This window comes from Arthrobacter sp. Hb9-2 (assembly GCF_059091165.1).
In genome coordinates this window covers 1-19,384 of the sequence record NZ_JBNHGJ010000053.1, presented here as the reverse complement: position 1 = coordinate 19,384, position 19,384 = coordinate 1, and the positions used below count along the sequence as shown (strand labels likewise).

The window sequence follows — 19,384 nt, the reverse complement described above, 5'->3', positions numbered from 1 at the left end:
AGGGCAACGTTGCCCAGCAGCACCGCGCAGCCGCCCATGCTCGCGAGGAGCCCGTAATAGATGCCCGTCCGTCGGCCGCGGGCAAAGTCCAGGACCAGCGGCATGGCCACCGGCCCGATGCACATGTGCCCCAGGCACAGCCCCACCACGAGCAGCAGCGGCGGCAGGAGCTGCAGGGTGCCGGCGGCCGGAACCTGGGCGAGCAGGGCCATGGTGGCGAAGGCCAGGCCCTTGAGGAGGAAACCTGCCGTCAGGGCCCTGCCCGGTCCCATCCAAGTTGTCAACCGGGAGATGGGCCACTGCAGCGCAATGGTCAGGACCGAGGCGACGGCGAACAAGCCGGCCAGCGCCCCGGGGCCCGCACCGCTCCTGGTCAACTCGATAGGAAGGCCAAAGTACAGCTGGTTATAGGCCAGCAGGTTCACGCTGTAGAGGGCAGCAAAGGCCACAAAGCGCTTGTCCCGCAGCATCACCGTGATCCCCTCGCCCCGTGCAACGGAGGAAGGCGGCTCAGGGGAAGTCGGCGTGGAGGGAGACGCAGTGCCGCGCACAAGATTCGGGGCTTCGGCGGGCACACTGCGCCACAACACCCCCGTCATCACGGCAAAGACCACTGCTCCGGCCAGTGCTGCCCAGCTGAAGGAAATGCCTAGCAGCAGCGCGCCCACCAGCGGTCCGGCCACAGCCCCGATCTCTCCGCAGATGGCGAGGAGCGCAAACAGTGCGGGCGCCTTCCCACTGGTGTTCCGCCGTCGTCCTTCCGCCTGCCCAATTAGGGACTCCAGCGCAGGTGAGAACAGCGCGCCGCCCATCCCGGTGAGGACCGCGCCGAGGAGGAACAGCGGAAAGCTGCCGGCAAGCGCCAAGGTGAGGTAGCCGCAGACACGGACCAGGCAACCCACCAGCATGGCGCGCCGCGGCCCGAATCGGTCCGTGATGATCCCGCCCACCAGGAAAAGCCCCTGCTGGCTGAAGACGCGGGCGCCCAGAACCACGCCAACCGCTGTTGCCGTCATGCCGAAGTCCTGGGTCATGACCAGCGCGAGGAACGGCACCACGGCGTAGAAACCGATATTGAAAACGAGCTGGCTGGCGAGGAGGAGGCCCGGGGCCGGGCGCGGGTTCGTTGCTGTCCGCTCTGCGGCATTGAGGGCGGTCACAGGGCAACCGCCTGGAGTGGGGCTGGGAGCTGCAGGCCCCGCGACGCCTGCACTAGTGCGACGGCGGCCGGGCTGGCGGGGTTTACCAGCACCTGGCCCGTTGGCGCCTGTTCCACGATGCTGCCTCCGGAAAGCACGGCGGTGGTGCCGCACATCCTGGCAGCGGTAGCCAGGTCATGGGTCACGAGGAGCAGGCCCAGGCCTTCGTGCACCAGGCCGTCCAGGAGTTCGAGGACGGCATCGCGCAGGGGCAGGTCCAGGCCGCTGACGGGTTCATCAGCCAGCAGGTACGTCGGTTTCACTGCCAGGGCGCGGGCAATGGCCACCCTCTGGTTCTGGCCGCCGGACAACTCGCCCGGCCGGTGGTTCATCACCCAGGCAGGTAATTCCACGCGTTCCAGCGCCTGGGCCGCCAGATCCCGGTGGCTTCCTTGCACGCGGAGCTGCCGTAGCGGTTCCATCAGCAGCTGGGTAACGGTCATTCGCGGGTCCAGGCTCGCAGCCGGATTTTGCGGGACGTACTGCACCGAGCGGCGGTACCAGCGAAGGCTCCGGGCCGGTCCGGGCCTTACTGCACACCCGCCAAGCGTGACGGTGCCGTTGGACGGCTTTGCCAGGCCGAGCATGATCCGGACCAACGTGGATTTTCCTGAGCCGGAGCTTCCCACAAGCGCCATGCCGGCTCCAGGAGTGAGGCTCAGGGTGATGTTGCGGAGGATGTCCGCCGTAGGGCTGCTGCGGAGGTTGCGCTTGGGGTAGCTGAAGGAGATGCCATCCGCGCTCAGGGCCCCGGTCATGCTGCCACAGCCGTTCCTGCATGCGGGGGCGTTGCCGTAGCCGCCCGCACCAGCCGCTTGCTGTAAGGGTGCCGGGGGTTCAGTAGCAGCTCAGCCATCGGGGCATCCTCCACAATGTGCCCGCCTTCCATCACGAGCGCGCGGCTGCACAGGGCTGCCGCTGCTGCCAGATCGTGGGTGATGAAGATCAGGGTTCGGCCCTCGGACACCCAGCTGCGGAGGCTCGCAAGAACGGTGTGCCGGGTAACCGCATCGAGGGCTGTGGTGGGTTCATCTGCCACCAGGACCTCCGAGCGGCAGGCCAATGCCAGTGCAATGCACACCCTTTGCAGCTGCCCGCCCGACAGCTCGCCGGTGTAGCGCCGCAGGATCTCCGAAGGGTCCGCCAGCCCGGCCTGGGCGAGCAGGAGCGCCGCTTGGCGCCGGGCTTCAGTGCGGCTGAGCCCTGCCCGGCGGAGCGGGATCATCAGCTGCTTGCCCACCGGCTCCAGCGGATTGAGGGCGGTCTGGGGATCTTGGCTGATCAAGGCTGCGCCGGCATTGCCCTCCGCGCTTCCGCAGTCCCCTGGCCGGAAAGCAGCCCCAAACGAAATTTCCCCTCTCGCCGTGATTCCTTCCGGCACCGTCCCCGTGAGGGCGGAGGCGGTCAGCGACTTTCCGGATCCTGAGGCTCCCAGAAGCGCAACGCTTTCAGCCCACTGGATGGAGAACGTCAGGGGGTGCACCAACTGGTGCCCGGCGTGCGAGAGCACGAGGTTCTTCACGGACAGGGCGGGTGCAGGCATCGGAACGTCGTTTCGTGGCAGGACTTCGGGAACGAGTTCATCCTAACAAGAACCGTTCTCAATTACGCAACTATCGACAGTTGACTGTACCTCTGGTTGATCCCAAGGTGAGGGCGGGTTGCCTGATGTTCTGCAGGAGGTGATGGCGGGTTTTGGGATTCTGGCACAAAAAAGCCGGCGGGCGCTCAAGGCACCCGCCGGCATTCCGCATATTCTCAGGCGTAGGCGTTGACCAGGCGGACTGCGCCGCCGTCCACGCCCTTGGCGCCCTGCACGTAATCCGGGCCGGACTTCAGGATTGAATCCGAGTCCTTGGTGACGGTGCCCATGATCCAGGACGGCAGTCCACGGTCGTTCAGGCGGGAGACTGCTGCGTCAGCAACGTCAGCCGAGACGATGGCCACCATGCCCACGCCCAGGTTCAGGGTGCGCTCCAGGTCTGCCAGCGGCACGTTGCCTAGTTCGGACACCAGTTTGAAGATGGCCGGCAGCTCCCAGGTGGAGCGGTCGACGGTGGCCACCAGGCCCTGGGGGAGCACGCGGGCCAGGTTGGCGGCCAGGCCGCCACCGGTCACGTGGCTGAAGCCGTGGACCGCGGATTCACCGGTGACGGGGAAGGTGCGGGCAAGGTCCAGGCAGTCCGCCGCGTAGACGCGCGTGGGCTCCAGGAGTTCCTCGCCGAGGGTACGGCCAAGTTCGGAGACCTGGCGGTCCAGCGCCCAGCCGGCGTGGTTGATCACGCGGCGCACCAGGGAGTAGCCGTTGGAGTGCAGGCCCGAGGAGGTCATACCGATGACGATGTCGCCGGCGCGGACGCGGTCCGGGCCGAGGAGGTGGTCGGCCTCGATGACGCCGGTGGCTGCGCCGGCGACGTCGTACTCGTGCTCGCCCAGCAGGCCGGGGTGCTCGGCCGTCTCGCCGCCCACCAGCGCGGTGCCGGCCACGGAGCATGCTGCTGCGATGCCGCGGACAATGTCGGCGATGCGCTCGGGCACCACCTTGCCGCAAGCGATGTAGTCCGTCATGAAGAGGGGCTCTGCGCCTACCACGACGATGTCGTCCACCACCATGCCCACGAGGTCGAAGCCGATGGTGTCGTGGATGTCCATGGCCTGGGCAATGGCGACCTTGGTGCCTACGCCGTCGGTGGACGTTGCCAGCAGCGGCTTCTTGTAGGTGAGGAGCTTAGAGACGTCGTAGAGGCCGGCGAAGCCGCCCACCCCGCCGATCACCGAGGAGTTGTGGGTGGCCTTGATGGCACCCTTCATAAGCTCGACGGCGCGGTCGCCGGCTTCAACATCGACGCCCGCGGAGGCGTAGGTGATGCCGGCAGTGTTCCCGGCGGTGTTGCCGGAGGCGGGGGCAGCGGAAGTCATACGGACTCTTTCTTGTCAGCGTCGGGGGTGGTGACTGCGTGATGAATCTCTGGCACAAGGTCGGCTTCGGTCAGCAGGTTCTCAAACTCCGAGTCCGGTCCGGGATCGCAGCCCGTGGCGCCGGACTTTTCCGCCGGATCCACGGCAGGGTCGATTGCAGGGTCCACGGCAAGGGCGGCAGTCTGGCCCGGAAGGGCGGACGGCGAGGGCTTCAGGCCGCCAAGGTCCGTGCGTTCCAGCAGGTTCTTGCCCAGCTTGTCAGAGCCCGGCAGCTCAATGGGGTACTTGCCCGTGAAGCACGCGGTGCACAGGCGCTCCCGGGGCTGCCGGGTGGCGCCGATCATGCCGTCCTCGGAGATGTAGGCCAGCGAGTCTGCGCCGATGGCCTGCGAGATCTCCTCGATGGTTGCGCCGTTCGCAATGAGCTCGGCGCGGGAGGCGAAGTCGATGCCGTAGAAGCAGGGCCACTGCACCGGCGGGGAGGAGATCTTGACGTGGACTGCTGCGGCACCGGCTTCGCGGAGCATCCGGACGATGGCGCGCTGCGTGTTGCCGCGGACGATCGAGTCGTCCACCACCACCACGCGCTTGCCGCGGATCACGGACTCGAGGGCGTTGAGCTTGAGCCGGATACCCAGCTGGCGCAGTGTCTGCGAAGGCTGGATGAAGGTACGGCCAACGTAGGAATTCTTGACGAACCCGTGGGCGAACGGGATGCCGGATTCCTCGGCGTAGCCCACGGCGGCGGGGGTGCCGGATTCCGGAACGGGAATCACGATGTCCGCTACCTGTGTGTTTTCACGGGCCAGCTGGCGGCCCATCTCCACCCGGGACTCGTACACGGAGCGGCCTGCGATGGCGGCATCCGGACGGGCAAGGTAGACGTACTCGAAAACGCAACCGGCCGGCGTCGGCTCCGCAAAACGCTGGGAACGCACGCCCTGCTCGTCGATGGCGATGAACTCGCCGGGCTCGATCTCGCGGATGAAGCTGGCGCCAACTGTGGCAAGCGCGGACTGTTCGGACGCGACCACCCAGCCGCGTTCCAGCCGGCCCAGGACCAGCGGGCGGATGCCGAAGGTGTCGCGGGCCGCGTAGAGGGTGCCTTCGTCCATGAAGACAAAGCAGAAGCCGCCCTTGATCTTGGGCAGCAGTTCGATGGCGGTCTCTTCGAGGGACTTGCCCGGTTCACCCTCCAGGAGGGCGGTGACCAGGGCGGTATCGGAGGTGTTGCCCTGCTTCATCTCGCCGGTGAGCTGGCCGCCGTTGCGTTCCTGGATCATGGCGTTAAGCTCAGCCGTGTTGGTGAGGTTGCCATTGTGCGCCAGGGCCACGGTCCCGGTGCTGGTGGCGCCGAGGGTGGGCTGGGCGTTGGCCCAATGGCTGGCTCCGGTGGTGGAGTAGCGGCAGTGGCCCACTGCAAGGTGCCCGGTGAGGGTGTTCAGGGTGGTCTCGTCGAAGACCTGGGAAACGAGTCCCATGTCCTTGTAGACGTTGATCCGGTTGCCGTCGCTGGTGGCTATACCAGCGGACTCCTGACCGCGGTGCTGCAGTGCATACAGCCCGTAATAGGTTAGTTTTGCTACTTCTTCACCTGGTGCCCAGACTCCGAAAACGCCACAGGCGTCCTGCGGGCCTTTTTCGCCAGGGAGAAGATCATGGGAAAGTTTTCCATCGCCGCGTGCCACTGGTCGATTATCTCACGACATGGGGTAAGACTTTTCCGACCGCCCGTTTATGACCGGGGCTAGGGCTGCGGGTCCGTATCCGGCTCAGAGTCCGGGACGGACTCCACGACGGCCCGCTGCTGCCGCTTGACGCTGCGCCGATCCAGGATGAGCGCCACTATGGCGCCCAGGACCGCGCCGGCGGCGGCGAACAGCACCAGGAAGAATCCGAAGACGGAGCCGGCGTCGAAGCTGGGCGTTTCCGGCAGGCCGTAGGCAACCACTGCCGCAGCGGCGATACCCACCAGTGCGCCCAGAATCAGGAACGGGACGTACTTGGGCGCACGGCGGACGGTGATTTCGCGGCGCTCGGCGGAGGGTTGTTCAGAAGGCATGCATCAAGCCTACATTTCCGCCGTTGACCTATCGCTTACGGTTGCCAAAACCCCGGAATGGGGACCATAAGTGATAGGTCAACAGGGTGGGTTAGCTGCCGCGGTAGGTGGAGTATGCGAACGGGCTGAGCAGGAGGGGGACGTGGTAATGCTCGGGGCCTGTGACTTCGAACACCAGGTCAACCTCCGGGAAAAACGTGGCAGTCTGCAGGCCGGCGTAGTAGCTCCCGGTGGCGAAGTTGAGCTTGTAGTGTCCGGGTTCCAGCTGCTCCGGGCCCAGGTCCTTCGCACGGCCATCGGCGTCGGTAGTGGAGCCGGCCAGTTCCTGCCAGCTGCCGCCGTCGTTCCTGTACAGCACGACGGCGACCCCAGCCGCCGGGCGTCCGGCGCCTGTGTCGAGGATGTGGGTGGTGACGTGGGAGACGCTCATTCGGTCATCAGTCCTTCAAGCCGCAGTACGGCGATCTCGCGCAGCTGCTGGGCCACGATGGTGTCTTCTTCGGCCGGGGAGTTTTCCAGCCGCTCCTTCAGGGACTGCAGGATTTCCGGGGCCGTGCGGCCGGCGGCGCGGATCAGGAAGACGCGGCCGAACTTTTCCTCGTACTCCCTGTTTCCCTGGGCCAAAGCCTCTGCCAGCGCGCTGTCCGCCGGATCTACCCCTGCCTGCTCGGAACGGGACATGGACGCTTCGGTGGTGGCCGCCGTCGGCCGTTCGCCGATCCGCGGGTGATGCGCCATGGCGGACTCAACCTCTTCGGACGTGAAGGGGTTGGCGGCAACGGAAGCGAAAGCGAGCAGGGCTTCCTTGGTGGGGAAAGGCCGGGCGGCGGCAACAGCGTCCACCCAGCGCTGGACGTCGATGCAGGGCCTGAGGGTTTCCGCAGCCCTTGCTGGGTCCGCGGTATTGAATTCGGCAAGCTTCATGCTGGCTGGTTCCTCGGTGACAAATGCTGGCATCCATGGTGACGGCTATGCGGAGGCCGGACTTCGGCACCCAAGCATCGGCAACGCCAGCTTTAGGCTTCCGCATCATGGAACTGTTATTTCAGCATACGTAATATTGAAGTTGAGCGTCGTGGTGGTGTCAAGAGACTACCGCAGGCGTCCGGCCGGACGGGTATCATCGCGGAAGAGCTTTCGGCTCGACGATAATGCTGGGGGCTCAAGAAGAAATATGGACGCGACAGCTGTACAAATGCTGGCGGATCAGGATCAGCGGGACCTTGACCTGCGGGAGTATGGGCTGCTCCCTGACACTGCTGGACAGATTCCGGAACTGGTTGACGAACAGGCCCGTGGTGCCCTCAATAACCTGGTGCGCCTGGCCGCTTCGCTCTGCGGGGTGCCCTACAGCGTGGTCAACATCATCACGTCCGGCCACCAGCTGCAGATCGCCGCCGCCGGGACCGATGCCGGCATCTGCTCCCGCGAGGACTCCATGTGCGCCAGCGTATTCCTTGAACCAGGAACCACAGTGGTGCGGGATGCCTCGCAGGACCCCCGGTTTGCCGCAAACCCGTTTGTGACAGGGGAGATAGCCGACGTCCGCTTCTACGCTTCCGTGCCGCTAAGGACCGCCAGCGGGCTGGTGCTCGGCTCGCTGTGCGTGTTCTCGGAGGGCGCCGAACTTCCCAGGCGCGAGCAGATTGATGTGCTGGAGGTGCTGGCGCAGCAGGTGGTGGAGCTTCTCGAGCTGCAGCACCGCACCCTGCAGCTCAATGAGGCCCTGGCCGAGCTGGAGCGCAGCAATGCGATGCTGGCCGAGTTCGCAGGCCGCGTCAGCCACGACCTCCGTGCTCCGCTCACCACCATCCTTGGTTATGTGGAACTGGCCGAGGATGATCCCGAGATTCCCCAGGACCATCCGGTTAAGGAGTACCTGCAGCTCATCGGCAGCGGCGGGCAGCGAATGCTGGGCACCCTGCAGGATGTGCTGGACTACTCCCGGGCAAACGGGCGGCTGAATCGCGAACGGGTGTCACTTCTGGCTGTGACGGCAGAGGCGGCCCAAGACCTTGGCGTGAGCCTCGGCCTGGGCAGCGGCATCCTGTGCGAGGATGCCCAGCTGTATGCCGACCGGTCGCAGCTGCGCACGATGGTGCAGAACCTGCTCGCCAACTCCCTGAACTACCGGGACCCCCAGCGGGACCTTCGGGTGGCTGTTACCGCCACCAGTTGCCCCCGCGGACTCACTGTCCACGTCGCTGACAACGGCAAGGGCATCCACCCCGCCGACCGCCCCCGGGCGGTAGAGCCTTTGGTGCGGCTGAACCGTCCCGGTGACGGCCCCGGGACAGGGCTGGGACTGGCCACCTGCCGCCGGATCGCGCAGGCGCACGGTGGAGAGCTCACCATCAGTGACACTCCAGGCGGCGGGGCCACTGTCTCGGTGACATTCCCGAACTAGCGCCACCGCCCCACCCGACTCACAGGAGTTTTTGTGCAGATATGCAGGGTTTCGGGCGCCGGAGGCCTGCATATCTGGACAAAAACCCGCTGAGGTCCTAGTCCTGCTGCGAGGTCCGCGACAGGACCCAGGTGTTCGTACCGTCCTGCCGCTCGAAAGTGACCGTGGTGACCAGGGCCTGGATCAGCGCCAGCCCCCGGCCGGACTCGGCCTCCTCGCCCTGCCTCGCGGGTTCCATCGGGCCGAACGGGGGCTTGGCATGATAGGCGCTGACCCGCGCCTGCAGCAGCGTTGGCCGCACTTCGATGTCCACGCCCAACTCCACAGGCTCCGGCCCGGCCGGCTCCGCATGCTGGACGATGTTCGATGCCGACTCGATCACCGCCGTCGTAAACGTCATCTGGTCCATGTCCTGCACGAAGGGGACGTCAAGCCAAAGGCTGTCGAGATCGTTATGGACGGACTCGATCGCGTCCCCGGTGGCCAGCCCGCGGAAGCTGCGGGATGCCAGGACCTCAGTCATTGCTGAACGCCTCTTCGGCTGATCCGTAGGCCGTGAGGACCTTGTCCATGCTGGTGAGCTGCAGGACCATCTTCACCTGCGGCTGGACAGCCGCAATCCGCAGGTCACCACCGGCCTGCCGCGCCGCCTTCAGGCAGCCGATCAGCGCGCCCAAGCCGGAGGAGTCCATAAACGCCGTGTTCTCCAGGTTCACCACGACCCGGTTGGACCCGCCGGCGATTACGTCAGTAACGAACTCACGCAGCTTCGGCGCTGAGACCATGTTCAGCCGCCCGTCCGCCTTGACCTCCGCATACGAGTCCTTGACCTCAAAGCTAAACTCCATCAGGATTCCTCTCTGTATCTGTAACTGCCGGCTCGGAGGCCGGTTCAAAACCCTTATAAAGCACTGCACGCACCAGGATGCTCATGACCACCAGGTCGAAGATGACCCAGGCGACGTTCACCAGGGTGCCGAGTGGTTCAGCCAGACCGTTGGCCAGCCGAATGATTCCGACGACGGCAGCCACGGCCAGCAGCACGGACACCACGATCTGTGGCTGGATCAGGCTCCAGCTGGGTCCGCCGCTCTGGCGGGCCTTGGGGGTGACGGCAAACCCCAGGGGACGGCCGAACCAGACGTTCCGGGCCGCCGTCGAGCACGCCTTGATCCAGGTGGGGAACAGGGCGAGGCTGTACTGCTGGCCTCGCCAGGTGGGAATGCCCCGGCCGGCGACGGCAAACAACAGCTGGTTGACCACCATGAACGGGATGAACCGGATGAAGAAGTCCCAGCTCAGGCTCGTGACCGGCAGGATGCCCAGCAGCAGGTAGATGATGGGGGCGGCGAAGTAGATGACCGCCGCGTAGCCGCTAAGGTAGGTCCACATGGTGGCGAAGTACATCAGCCGCTGGCCCAGCTTCAGGCCCTTCTGGACGAGCGGATTTTCGCGGAGCAGCACCTGGATGGTGCCCTGCGCCCAGCGGAGGCGCTGGGTGAGCATCGTCTTGAGGTCTTCCGGCGCCAGGCCGTACGCCAGGACCTCGTGGTGGTAGACGCTCTCCCAGCCCATGGCGTGCATGCGCATGGCAGTGGCCATGTCCTCGGTGACGGAGATGGTGGCCAGCGGCATCACGGGCTGGGCTTCGTCGTTGCGTTCCACCGAGAGCGCGTCCAGGACGGCCTGCACGGATTCCAGGGCTCCGAGCGGTGACCAGTCGCGGGCGGACATCCGCTGCACGGCGTCGTCGGCCACCACGGGAACGCCGGACTCGCCCACATGGGCCAGTTCCATAGCGGCAATCTCTTCGAGGTCTGCCTGGAGGGCTTCGACGTCGGCCATCACGAGGGTCTGCACGGCTGCGTCCACGCGGCGGCGGACACGGTAGGTGATCTCGCTCAGCGGCTGGCCGGCGTCCAGTTCCTGCTGGGCCTCGCGGGTGGCTGCCTCCACCTCGTCGAGCACCTGGGCCACCAGGGGCGTCTCCATGTCCGCGGACTTCCGGGCCTGTTTGATCGCGGAGCGGGAGGCCGCCAGAGCTCGGCGGATGCTTTTCTCGGTTTCCTTCACGTAGCCCACAAGGCCCAGCTGCATCAAGGCCTCGCGGCGCAGGATGGCGTTGGAGCCGCAGAAGAAGGCGGCGTTCCAGCCGTCCTTGCCCTGCTGGATGGGGCCGTAGAAAAGGGGTGCCTGGCTGCCGAGGGGGTCATCGGCGGGCACGTTGCTGAAGTACTGCGGTGTCTGGACCAGTGCCACCCGGCGGTTGTTGAAGTACCCCAGCGTTTTTTCGAGGATGTCGGGCTCGGGGATCTGGTCCGCGTCCAGGATCAGGAGGAACTCGCCGTGCGTTTGCATCAGGGCGTTGTTCAGGTTGCCGGCCTTCGCGTGCCGGGGGACGTTCGAGGTCCAGTCCTCGCTGCGGGTGACATAGCCCAGGCCGTGCTGCTCGGCGAGGGCCTTCAGCTCGGGCCGTGCGCCGTCGTCGAGGATCCAGGTGCTGTGGGGATGCCGGATCTTCTGGGCGGCCAGTGCTGTGGTCATCACCATGTCCAGGTCTTCGTTGTAGGTGGTGATGAAGACGTCCACGGTGGCATCATGCGGGGGCGGTGGCGCGCCTTTGCGGATTTTCAGCTTCCAGACGGTCATGCCGAACAGCATGACGTCAATCAGGCTGTAGGTTTCGGCGACCACCAGCGGCACCGCGATCCACCAGGCATCCCAGTTGAGGGACGCCGCCCAGCGCCAGGCGATGTAGTTGATGCCGGTGATGACCGTCAGGACCACCACCAGGCGGGTCCAGAAGCGGGTCACGCGGTTACATCTTCCGGTAGCCGGCGGACCACAACCACCGTGACGTCATCCTCGGCTGTCTCGGCCGGGGCGAGTGCCAGGATCGCGGCGCTGGCTCCCTGCGCAGAATCCCCACTTTGGGCGGCGCGGCCGACGGCTTCGGTGAAGTCCTCCACGGAGCCGAAGACGTCCAGCACGCCGTCACTGACCACTACCAGCGAATCTCCCGGGGCGAGGTCCAGTGATGACTGCGGCCAGGAAGTCCCTTCCCAGGCGCCGACCGGCGGGCCGCCGGAAGGGAGCCGGTGGGCCGTGCCGCCGGACCGAACGTGCAGCGCAAGCCCGTGCCCGGCGTCGACATAGTTGACCGTTCCGGACGCTGCGTCCAGCCGCGCGTGGAACAAGGTGGCAAAGGAGTTGGAGGAGTCCAGGTCCGTGGCGATGGCCTTGCTGGCGGTGGCGAATGCCCCGTCCAGGTCCTGCCGGTGGCCGGTGGAGCGCATGACAGCGCGCACTGTTGCTGCGATGAGCGCGGCTCCCATGCCCTTGCCCATGGCGTCGGCGAAGGTCAGGTGGAGCCCGTCCTGCGTCTGGTACCAGTCATAGAAATCACCGCCCACGCTGCGGGACGGGCGGAACATGCCGGCCACGTCGTAGCCCTCCACGCGGATGTCCTCCTTGGGAAGGAGGCTTTGCTGGACCTCCGTGGCCCGCTCCAGGTCATTGCGGGCGGCGGAGTCCGCGGCTGCGGAAGGCCTGCGGCGGAAGAGCGCGTTGATCCTGGACTGCAGTTCCCGGGGGCTGAACGGCTTGCTGATGTATTCATCGGCTCCGTTGTCCAGGCCGGTCAACTTGTCCAGTTCGTCGGCGCGGGCCGTGAGCATCACAATGAAGGCATCCGAGAATTCGCGGAGCAACTTGCAGACTTCCAGGCCGTCGAGGTCCGGCAGGTTGAGGTCCAGGGTGATCAGATCGGGCTTGCGACGGCGGACTTCCTCCACGCCGGGCAGGCCGGCGTCGGCCTCGGTGACGTCGAAGCCCTGCTTAACCAGGACACGGACCAGCAGGCCGCGAATGTCCGGGTCGTCCTCAATAACAACGGCACGACGGGTTTCGGATGGAGAGACCATAACTCTACTTCTACCGCATTAACGGCTGCCGCCCGAGTCACAGCGCCCCGCAGGAATGGGATTCGCGGTTGTTTCCTCGCTCACGACGGCGGCGACGGCGGCGCGAAGCAGGCCGGCCGGGGAGATCTTGCGTCAATCTTGGGACCCGCTTGCCCGGACGTTGAGGAAGGCCCGGGACACTCGAAGGCAGGGAGCAGCTTCTTCGAGTACGAGGGTCAAGGACGATCCGTCCGGAGGCTGCACGGCGGGCAGGAAGGCGGAGCAGCCAGTGGGACACATCAACAAGAAAAACCAGGTGACGGCGGGTGGCGCCGCTGTTACAGAACCGGCCCGTGCAGTGCCGGCTGGTTCAGAACCGAACTCTCTGACAGCAGGAGGGGAATCGGTGCCCGGCGACCTGTTGCAGGCAGCTGTGGACAAGGGCAGGGCGCTGCTGCGTGTCTACTTCCACTCACGAAAAGTGCGTGCCGCCGCCAATGCCCTGGCCCAGGCGCTGGCCGAATCGCGGGAGGCATCCAGCTGGCCGGGCGACCGGCTCCCGGTCGGCGCGGAGATGTCCGTGCAGGTGGAGAAGCTGACGCGCCGCCTCAAGCTGGAAACCGAGGCTCACAACAGGCTGGAGGCACTTTTCAAGAGTGTGGATTTGGGGCGTTCCGCAGCGGCGGCTTAGGTGCCACACTTAGGAGCAATCGAGTGGCTGGGGGTTACCGGGTCAGGAGATTGTTATGGGTTGGTGGACAGGTTGGGCGTACCTCATTGCGGGACTCATGACAGTCGATGCCCTGCTTTTGGCATTGTGGGCCATCGACGAGGACTGGCCCGGCAAATGGTGGAAAAAACCCTGACACGCTTGATCCAGGATCATCAACCTCCTGCCAGGTCCAGGCGCATCAGCACCCGCGGGAAGCCGTTGAGGATTGATTCCGTGTCCGCGGCCTTCGTGAAGCCGGCGTCCTCGAAGAGCTTTCGGGTGCCCACGTAGGCCATAGTAAGGTCGACTTTCTGCCCGCCGTTATCCACTGGGTAGCCCTCCACGGCTGCTGCTCCATGGGCCCGCGCCAGCTCTACGGCACCCTTCAGCAGGTGGTGGGAAATGCCCTCACCCCGATGGCCCGGCCGTACCCGGATGCACCACACCGACCACACCTCCAGGTCGTCCACGTGCGGGATCTTGCGGTTGCCGGCGAAACTGGTGTCAGCACGGGGGTGGACCGCTGCCCACCCAACTACCTCGCCGCCGTCGTACGCCAAAACCCCCGGCGGGGGATCCTGGGCCACCAGCTCTTTCATCAGGTCCCCGCGCTCCGTCCCGCGCAAGGCCTGGTTCTGTTTGGATGGAATTCGGTAGCTCAGGCACCAGCAGACGTTGGCGTCGGGCCGCTTGGGCCCCACCATCGTCCTGACGTCCTCGAACTCGGTGGCCGGACGGACCTCGATCGCCATGCGGCCATCCTGTCACCGGACCCCGGAAGGGGGCAACGGGGGTGCTTAGTCCACGGCAACACGTCATACGCACCTGGACTCCTCCTGAAAGCAGTACCGGCTCAAGGAAGTGGATGTACCGGTCCTGCCTCGTCAACCCCACTGTCGGCTCCGACGAAGCCAAGGCCTTCGCGACAGCAGGGCTGCCCCTTACGCGCTTAGGTTCCGGTGAAGCAGCAGGAGGGGGGTTTCCACCCTGTCGGCCCCGGTTGGTCCTCATTACACTGGGACGCATGACCGAGCAGGAACGGGCCCGAGGCAGGGCTGCTGCGGCTTCCGACGGCGGGACGGGGCTTGGCGAGGACGTGGCCCTCGCCGCCACACCTGATGAGGACGGGGAAGCCCCGCACCTGGCGGACCCGGACGCCGTCGACACCTCCGTGCGCAGCCCGGCAGAAAGGTCGCGCACCTTCACCGGCATCCTGGTGAACACCGCCCTGGCCAACATCACCACCAGCTACCTATGGTTTGCTCTGACCTTCTGGGTGTACCTGGAAACGCGCAACGTGATCGCCACCGGGGTGGTGGGGGGCGCGTACATGCTGCTGATCGCCCTTTCCAGCATCAGCTTCGGCACCTTCGTGGACCGCTACCGCAAGCTGGCCGTGATGCGATTCGCCGCCGCCTTCACCCTGGTGATGTTTATGCTGTCCGGGGTGATGTTCCTCCTGACGCCCGCGTCGTCGCTGCTGGACCTGACCCAGCCGTGGTTCTGGGTGTTCACCCTGGTCATCCTGATCGGCGCGGTGGTGGAGAACCTGCGGAACATCGCACTGTCCACCACGGTCACCATCCTGATCGAGCCGGACCGGCGGGCCAATGCCAACGGCCTGGTGGGGATGGTGCAGGGGCTGATGTTCCTCATCACTTCCGTGCTGTCAGGGCTGTCGGTGGGGCTGCTGGGTATGGGGTGGACCATCGTGGTCGCCCTCATGCTCACAGCGCTCGCATTTGCACACCTGCTCATCCTCCGCATGCCCGAGGAACGGCAGGTCGCGGCCACCGATGCGCACGGCGGGTTCGACCTTCGCGGCTCCTACGCCGCTGTGCTGGCCATTTCCGGCCTGTTCGCACTGATCCTGTTCTCCACGTTCAACAACTTTATCGGCGGCGTCTACATGGCGCTGATGGACCCCTATGGCCTGGAGATGTTCCCAGTGGAACTCTGGGGCGTTTTTCTGGCTGTAGGCTCCAGCGGATTCCTGGTCGGCGGGGCGCTGATCAGCAAGTTCGGCCTCGGGGCCAACCCGTTGCGCACTCTGCTTATCGCGGTAGTGGCCATGGGGGTCCTCGGCGCGGTGTTCACCCTCCGGGAGTGGGCGTGGCTGTACGTCGTCGGGATCTGGCTTTACCTGACGCTGGTGCCCGTTGTGGAGGCCGCCGAGCAGACGGTGATCCAGCAGGTGGTTCCGCTGCCACGGCAGGGCCGGGTGTTCGGTTTCGCCATGGCGTTTGAGTCTGCGGCTGCGCCCATCACGTCCTTCCTTATTGCGCCGCTCGCCCAGTTCTGGATCATCCCCTACGCACGATCGACCGACGGCGCGGCCCAGCTGGCCCCGCTGCTGGGCGAGGGCACCTCCCGCGGTATTGCCCTGGTGTTCCTCATCGCAGGGATCATTATGGTCATCGCCGCGCTGCTGGCTTTCCTGACCCCCGTGTACCGTCGGGTGTCGGCCGAATATCAGCAGGCGGCCGCAGAGGGCAAGGCTACGGCGGACACGGACGCGTAGGGCGCCAAAGCAGCAGGATGACTTGCCGCCGCGATTGTGCCCTTAACGCCGGGACGCTCCCGCAGTAGGTGCCAGAGCGTCCCGGGAAAAGGCGCGTTAAGTGCGGGAGCGTCCCGGGAAAAGGCGCGTTAAGTGCGGGAGCGTCCCGGGAAAAGGCGCGTTAACTGCGAGAGCGTCCCGGGAAAAGGCGCGTTAATTGCGAGAGCGTCCGGTGGGTGGCTAGATTCCCAGGGCTTCCTTCAGGGCAGCAACGTGGCCGTCGGCCTTGACCTGGTACTGGGCCAGCGTGACTTTGCCTTCGGGATCCAGCACTACGGTGGAGCGGACAATGCCCTCTGTGATTTCGCCGTTGACCAGCTTCTCGCCCCAGGCGCCGTAGGCCAGGGCAACTGCGTGGTCCGGGTCGGACAGCAGGGGGAAGGTCAGGGAGAAGTCACCGGTGAAGCCGGCCAGGGCTTCCGGTGCATCGGGGGAGATGCCGATGACTTCGTAGCCTTTGCCTTGCAAAGAGGCCAGGCTGTCGCGGAAGTCGCAGGCCTCGGTGGTGCAGCCGGGGGTGGCGGCCTTGGGGTAGAAGTACACGATGACGTTCTTGCCACGGTAGTCGGCCAAGGCAGTCTCGCGGCCCTGGGCATCCTGAAGGGTGAAATCAGGGGCCTGGGTTCCGGGCTGAAGCTTGGTGGTCAGGGTCTGGCTCATGGCGTTCCTTTGGAAGACTTTGTCAGTTACTGGCAAAACATCAAGTGAAGCGGCTTCCCGCTCAGTCATACAACTCCGGCGTCATATGCAGTATTCCGCCGGGCCGCGGACGGTTACCCGCTGCCCCGGCACAAACCGGTAGCCTCCGCCGCGGACAGTGGCCACAGCATGGCGCGCATTTCCGAGTTTCCGGCGGATCCGGCCCACGTACACGTCGATGGACCGGGCCGAGGCGCCGGGGGTTTCAAACGAGTCCAGGAACTGCTGGAGTTCCTCCCTGCCCACAGTGCGCGACAGGTGGGTCACCAGGTACCGGAGCACCTTGAACTCGACGCCGGTCAGCTGCACAGTGCGGCCGTCCAGCAGCACGGTGTCGGCAGCCAGGTCCACGGCAACCCGGCTGACGGGACCGGCTGACGGCGGCAGCCGGGTGCCGCCGTCGTCATCGGTGCCGCCGGGGTTCTCCGCCGCGGAGGGAGGCTGAGAGGAGTCGTCTGCGGCTCCTTCCGCCGTGGCGGAGACCCCGGAGGTGGGAGCTCCGGTGGCGGGCCAATGGACTTCCGCCTCCGGAGCAGTTTCGAGGGCCCTGGCTAGGACCAGTTGGGCGGCGCGGGCGAGGAGTTCCGGGCTGGTGCCTTCCCCGGGAACCACCCACACGGCGAGTCCCCGGGCAGCCGCCGCCGGCGCGGCAGCACCCCTGACGGCTATCCGCGGCCGTGCCACCGTCCGCGGATGGTGGGCTTCCACTGCCATGGCGCGTCCCTAGACTCCGCCGCGGCGGATCAGCTTGCCCGTGGGGGTTTGGCCGTCCACTACAGCGCCGCGCAGGAACGTCTTGCGGACCACGCCGGAGAGGGCCTTGCCGTCGTAGGGGGTGATGGGGTTCTTGTGCTTGAGCTTGGACACGTCCACCACAAACGCCTCGTCCGGGGCGAACACGGCAAAGTCGGCGTCGTAGCCCAGCGCCAGTTGGCCCTTGTTGGAGAGCCGGGCCAGCGCTGCCGGCTTCTCACCCATCCAGGACACCACCTGCTCCAGCGGAATGCCGCGGTGCCGTGCCTCCGTCCAGATCAGGGACAGGCCCAGCTGCAGCGACGAGACGCCGCCCCAGGCCACGGCGAAGTCCCCGTTCTCCAGGTCCTTCAGATCCAGGGTGGAGGGGGAATGGTCCGAGACGATGCAGTCGATGGTGCCGTCCTGCAGGCCCTGCCACAGCAGCTCCCGGTTGGAGGCCTCGCGGATGGGCGGGCAGCACTTGTAGGCGGTGGCGCCGTCGGGGATTTCCTCAGCCATCAGCGTCAGGTAGTGCGGGCACGTCTCGACGGTCAGCTTCACGCCGTCTCGCTTGGCGGAGGCGATCATCGGCAGGGCGTCCGACGACGAAAGGTGCAGGATGTGCGCACGCGCACCGGTCCAGCGGGCCCGCTCGATGACCTCGGCGATGGCCTTGTTCTCGGCGCCGCGGGGGCGGGAGGCCAGGAAGGTTTGATAGTGGTCGCCGCCGGGGTGCGGCGCGCGGTCGATGGCATGGGAGTCCTCCGCGTGGACAATCATGAGGGAGTCGAAGGACTTCAGCTCGGCCATGTCCTCCTCCATCTCATCCGCGTCCAGGTGCGGGAACTCGTCCACGCCTGAGTGCAGCAGGAAGCACTTGAAACCGAAGACGCCTTCGTCGTGCAGGGCCCGCAGGTCACCCTTGTTGCCGGGGATGGCGCCGCCCCAGAACCCAACGTCGATGAACGCCTGGTCCTCGGCCACCTCGCGCTTCAGCTTGAGGTTTTCCACCGTGGTGGTGGGCGGGACCGAGTTCAGCGGCATGTCGATGATGGTGGTTACCCCGCCGGCAGCGGCTGCACGGGTGGCGGAGGCGAATCCCTCCCACTCGGTGCGGCCGGGCTCGTTGACATGGACGTGGGTGTCCACCAGCCCGGGGATCAGGGTTTCGTCGTCGGCCAGCTCAATGACCTCGGCGCCGGCCAGGCCGTTGCCCAGCGGTTCGAGGGCCACGATTTTTCCGCCGCGGACGCCCACTTCGCGGGGTGCCAGGCCGGCGGTGGTGAGGATGCGCTGGCCGCGGATGACCAGGTCAAAACGTTCTTCAGACATGGAGGTCCTCCTTGGTGGTTGCGGGACGGGACAGCGTGTTCGCCGCCAGCCTTCCGCTGATCTGGGTGCCCAGCTGCTCCAGAAGCTGCGCTGCCTCTGCTATGCACCTGTCTACATTGCTTTCAAGCTCGGTCAAAGCGTAAACGTCCTCGAATCCGGCAGCGGCTGCCTGGCCCGGTCCAAGCGTGGTGCGGCCGCACACTGCGATCACCGGGACACCCTGCGCTGCGGCTGCCCGGGCAACACCCATGGGCGTCTTGCCCAGCAGGCTCTGCTCGTCCAGGCTTCCTTCGCCGGTGATCACCAGGTCGGCGCCGGCCAGTCTCTGCTTCAATTCTGTGAATTCGAGGACGACGTCGATGCCCGGGCGGCGGGTTGCGGCCAGAACGGCGATGGCGGCATAGCCAACGCCTCCTGCCGCTCCGGCGCCCGGGGCTTCCGCTGCCTTGATGGCCCTGTTGTTGGGGCCGTCGGGACCGATTTCCCTGGCCAGGACTTCGACAAACCTGGCCAGGGCGGCGTCGAGCATGTCGACGTCCTGTTGCGTGGCGCCCTTTTGCGGGCCGAAAATCACCGCGGCGCCTTGGGCGCCGAGCAGGGGATTGTCGACGTCGGACGCCAGCACAAAGCGGGTGTCCTTCAGCCGGGGTTCAAACCGGCTGAAGTCGATCCGGTCCAGGCGGGCCAGGGCGGCACCACCGGGCGGAAGTTCGTTGCCCTCGATGTCGAGGAACCTGGCGCCGAGCCCCTGCAGGACGCCCGCACCGCCGTCGGTGTTGGCACTGCCGCCCACGCCCAAAATGATGCGGTTGCAGCCGGCGTCAAGGGCGGCGGAGATGAGCTGGCCGGTGCCCAGG

General features: G+C 66.1%; 20 protein-coding genes. 3 read left to right on the top strand and 17 right to left on the bottom strand.

Annotated elements, in window-relative coordinates; genetic code table 11:
* The 8 genes from AC5RV1_RS20210 to uraD form a co-directional block, all read right to left on the bottom strand.
* Positions 1–1,160: MFS transporter (locus AC5RV1_RS20210; RefSeq protein ID WP_493995786.1), on the bottom strand; the 1,160-nt coding region annotated here is incomplete at its 3' end.
* Entirely contained in the window at positions 1,157–1,957 is an 801-nt protein-coding gene (locus AC5RV1_RS20205; RefSeq protein WP_493995785.1) for an ABC transporter ATP-binding protein, read from the bottom strand. The genes AC5RV1_RS20205 and AC5RV1_RS20210, both read right to left, overlap by 4 nt.
* Positions 1,954–2,742, bottom strand: coding sequence for an ATP-binding cassette domain-containing protein (locus AC5RV1_RS20200; protein ID WP_493995784.1), 789 nt, complete (start codon positions 2,740–2,742; stop codon positions 1,954–1,956). The genes AC5RV1_RS20205 and AC5RV1_RS20200 overlap by 4 nt, the downstream gene beginning before the upstream one ends.
* A gap of 215 nt (positions 2,743–2,957) precedes the next feature.
* Positions 2,958–4,118, bottom strand: coding sequence for a phosphoribosylformylglycinamidine cyclo-ligase (gene purM / locus AC5RV1_RS20195; RefSeq protein WP_493947955.1), 1,161 nt, complete (start codon positions 4,116–4,118; stop codon positions 2,958–2,960).
* The gene (gene purF / locus AC5RV1_RS20190) at positions 4,115–5,806 is read right to left on the bottom strand and encodes an amidophosphoribosyltransferase (RefSeq protein ID WP_430231344.1); all 1,692 of its coding nucleotides are present in this window, start codon (positions 5,804–5,806) and stop codon (positions 4,115–4,117) included. Before purF ends, purM begins: the two co-directional genes overlap by 4 nt.
* A 59-nt stretch (positions 5,807–5,865) precedes the next feature.
* On the bottom strand, positions 5,866–6,180 hold the full coding sequence (locus AC5RV1_RS20185) for a hypothetical protein (RefSeq protein ID WP_493995783.1): 315 nt from the start codon (positions 6,178–6,180) through the stop codon (positions 5,866–5,868).
* A 91-nt stretch (positions 6,181–6,271) separates the two neighbouring features.
* Positions 6,272–6,610: a hydroxyisourate hydrolase gene (gene uraH, locus AC5RV1_RS20180; protein WP_493947953.1), complete on the bottom strand. Its 339-nt coding sequence runs from the start codon at positions 6,608–6,610 to the stop codon at positions 6,272–6,274.
* Positions 6,607–7,104 (bottom strand): 2-oxo-4-hydroxy-4-carboxy-5-ureidoimidazoline decarboxylase, encoded by a 498-nt coding sequence (uraD, locus tag AC5RV1_RS20175; RefSeq protein WP_493947952.1) that lies wholly within the window; start codon positions 7,102–7,104, stop codon positions 6,607–6,609. Before uraD ends, uraH begins: the two co-directional genes overlap by 4 nt.
* A gap of 250 nt (positions 7,105–7,354) precedes the next feature.
* Here uraD and AC5RV1_RS20170 point away from each other — a divergent pair, with 250 nt between their 5' ends.
* Positions 7,355–8,587 carry a sensor histidine kinase gene (locus tag AC5RV1_RS20170; RefSeq protein ID WP_493995782.1) on the top strand — a complete coding sequence of 411 codons (1,233 nt, stop codon included), beginning with the start codon at positions 7,355–7,357 and terminating at the stop codon, positions 8,585–8,587.
* Positions 8,588–8,684: 97 nt separating this feature from the next.
* On the opposite strand, the gene AC5RV1_RS20165 is transcribed toward AC5RV1_RS20170, so the two are convergent.
* Genes AC5RV1_RS20165 through AC5RV1_RS20150 form a run of 4 tightly spaced genes read right to left on the bottom strand, consistent with a single transcriptional unit; the run spans position 8,685 to position 12,510 of the window.
* The gene (locus AC5RV1_RS20165; protein WP_493947950.1) at positions 8,685–9,110 is read right to left on the bottom strand and encodes an ATP-binding protein; all 426 of its coding nucleotides are present in this window, start codon (positions 9,108–9,110) and stop codon (positions 8,685–8,687) included.
* Positions 9,103–9,435 (bottom strand): STAS domain-containing protein, encoded by a 333-nt coding sequence (locus tag AC5RV1_RS20160; RefSeq protein ID WP_493995781.1) that lies wholly within the window; start codon positions 9,433–9,435, stop codon positions 9,103–9,105. The genes AC5RV1_RS20165 and AC5RV1_RS20160 overlap by 8 nt, the downstream gene beginning before the upstream one ends.
* On the bottom strand, positions 9,425–11,401 hold the full coding sequence (locus tag AC5RV1_RS20155; protein WP_493995780.1) for a glycosyltransferase family 2 protein: 1,977 nt from the start codon (positions 11,399–11,401) through the stop codon (positions 9,425–9,427). Before AC5RV1_RS20155 ends, AC5RV1_RS20160 begins: the two co-directional genes overlap by 11 nt.
* Positions 11,398–12,510 carry a PP2C family protein-serine/threonine phosphatase gene (locus tag AC5RV1_RS20150; protein ID WP_493995779.1) on the bottom strand — a complete coding sequence of 371 codons (1,113 nt, stop codon included), beginning with the start codon at positions 12,508–12,510 and terminating at the stop codon, positions 11,398–11,400. The genes AC5RV1_RS20155 and AC5RV1_RS20150 overlap by 4 nt, the downstream gene beginning before the upstream one ends.
* A 268-nt stretch (positions 12,511–12,778) precedes the next feature.
* On the opposite strand from AC5RV1_RS20150, the gene AC5RV1_RS20145 reads away from it, so the two are divergent.
* Positions 12,779–13,180 (top strand): hypothetical protein, encoded by a 402-nt coding sequence (locus AC5RV1_RS20145; RefSeq protein WP_493947947.1) that lies wholly within the window; start codon positions 12,779–12,781, stop codon positions 13,178–13,180.
* 194 nt (positions 13,181–13,374) lie between these two features.
* On the opposite strand, the gene AC5RV1_RS20140 is transcribed toward AC5RV1_RS20145, so the two are convergent.
* Entirely contained in the window at positions 13,375–13,953 is a 579-nt protein-coding gene (locus AC5RV1_RS20140; RefSeq protein ID WP_493947946.1) for a GNAT family N-acetyltransferase, read from the bottom strand.
* 272 nt (positions 13,954–14,225) lie between these two features.
* On the opposite strand from AC5RV1_RS20140, the gene AC5RV1_RS20135 reads away from it, so the two are divergent.
* Entirely contained in the window at positions 14,226–15,722 is a 1,497-nt protein-coding gene (locus tag AC5RV1_RS20135; RefSeq protein WP_493995778.1) for an MFS transporter, read from the top strand.
* Positions 15,723–15,941: 219 nt separating this feature from the next.
* On the opposite strand, the gene bcp is transcribed toward AC5RV1_RS20135, so the two are convergent.
* The 4 genes from bcp to AC5RV1_RS20115 all read right to left on the bottom strand — a co-directional run.
* A complete protein-coding gene (gene bcp, locus AC5RV1_RS20130; protein WP_163165875.1) occupies positions 15,942–16,421 on the bottom strand; it encodes a thioredoxin-dependent thiol peroxidase in 480 nt (159 codons plus the stop codon).
* A gap of 81 nt (positions 16,422–16,502) precedes the next feature.
* Positions 16,503–17,174 (bottom strand): winged helix-turn-helix domain-containing protein, encoded by a 672-nt coding sequence (locus AC5RV1_RS20125; protein WP_493995777.1) that lies wholly within the window; start codon positions 17,172–17,174, stop codon positions 16,503–16,505.
* Between the two features lie 9 nt (positions 17,175–17,183).
* On the bottom strand, positions 17,184–18,527 hold the full coding sequence (gene allB / locus AC5RV1_RS20120; protein ID WP_493947943.1) for an allantoinase AllB: 1,344 nt from the start codon (positions 18,525–18,527) through the stop codon (positions 17,184–17,186).
* The coding region (locus AC5RV1_RS20115; RefSeq protein ID WP_493995776.1) for a glycerate kinase at positions 18,520–19,384 on the bottom strand (865 nt) is incomplete at its 5' end. The genes allB and AC5RV1_RS20115, both read right to left, overlap by 8 nt.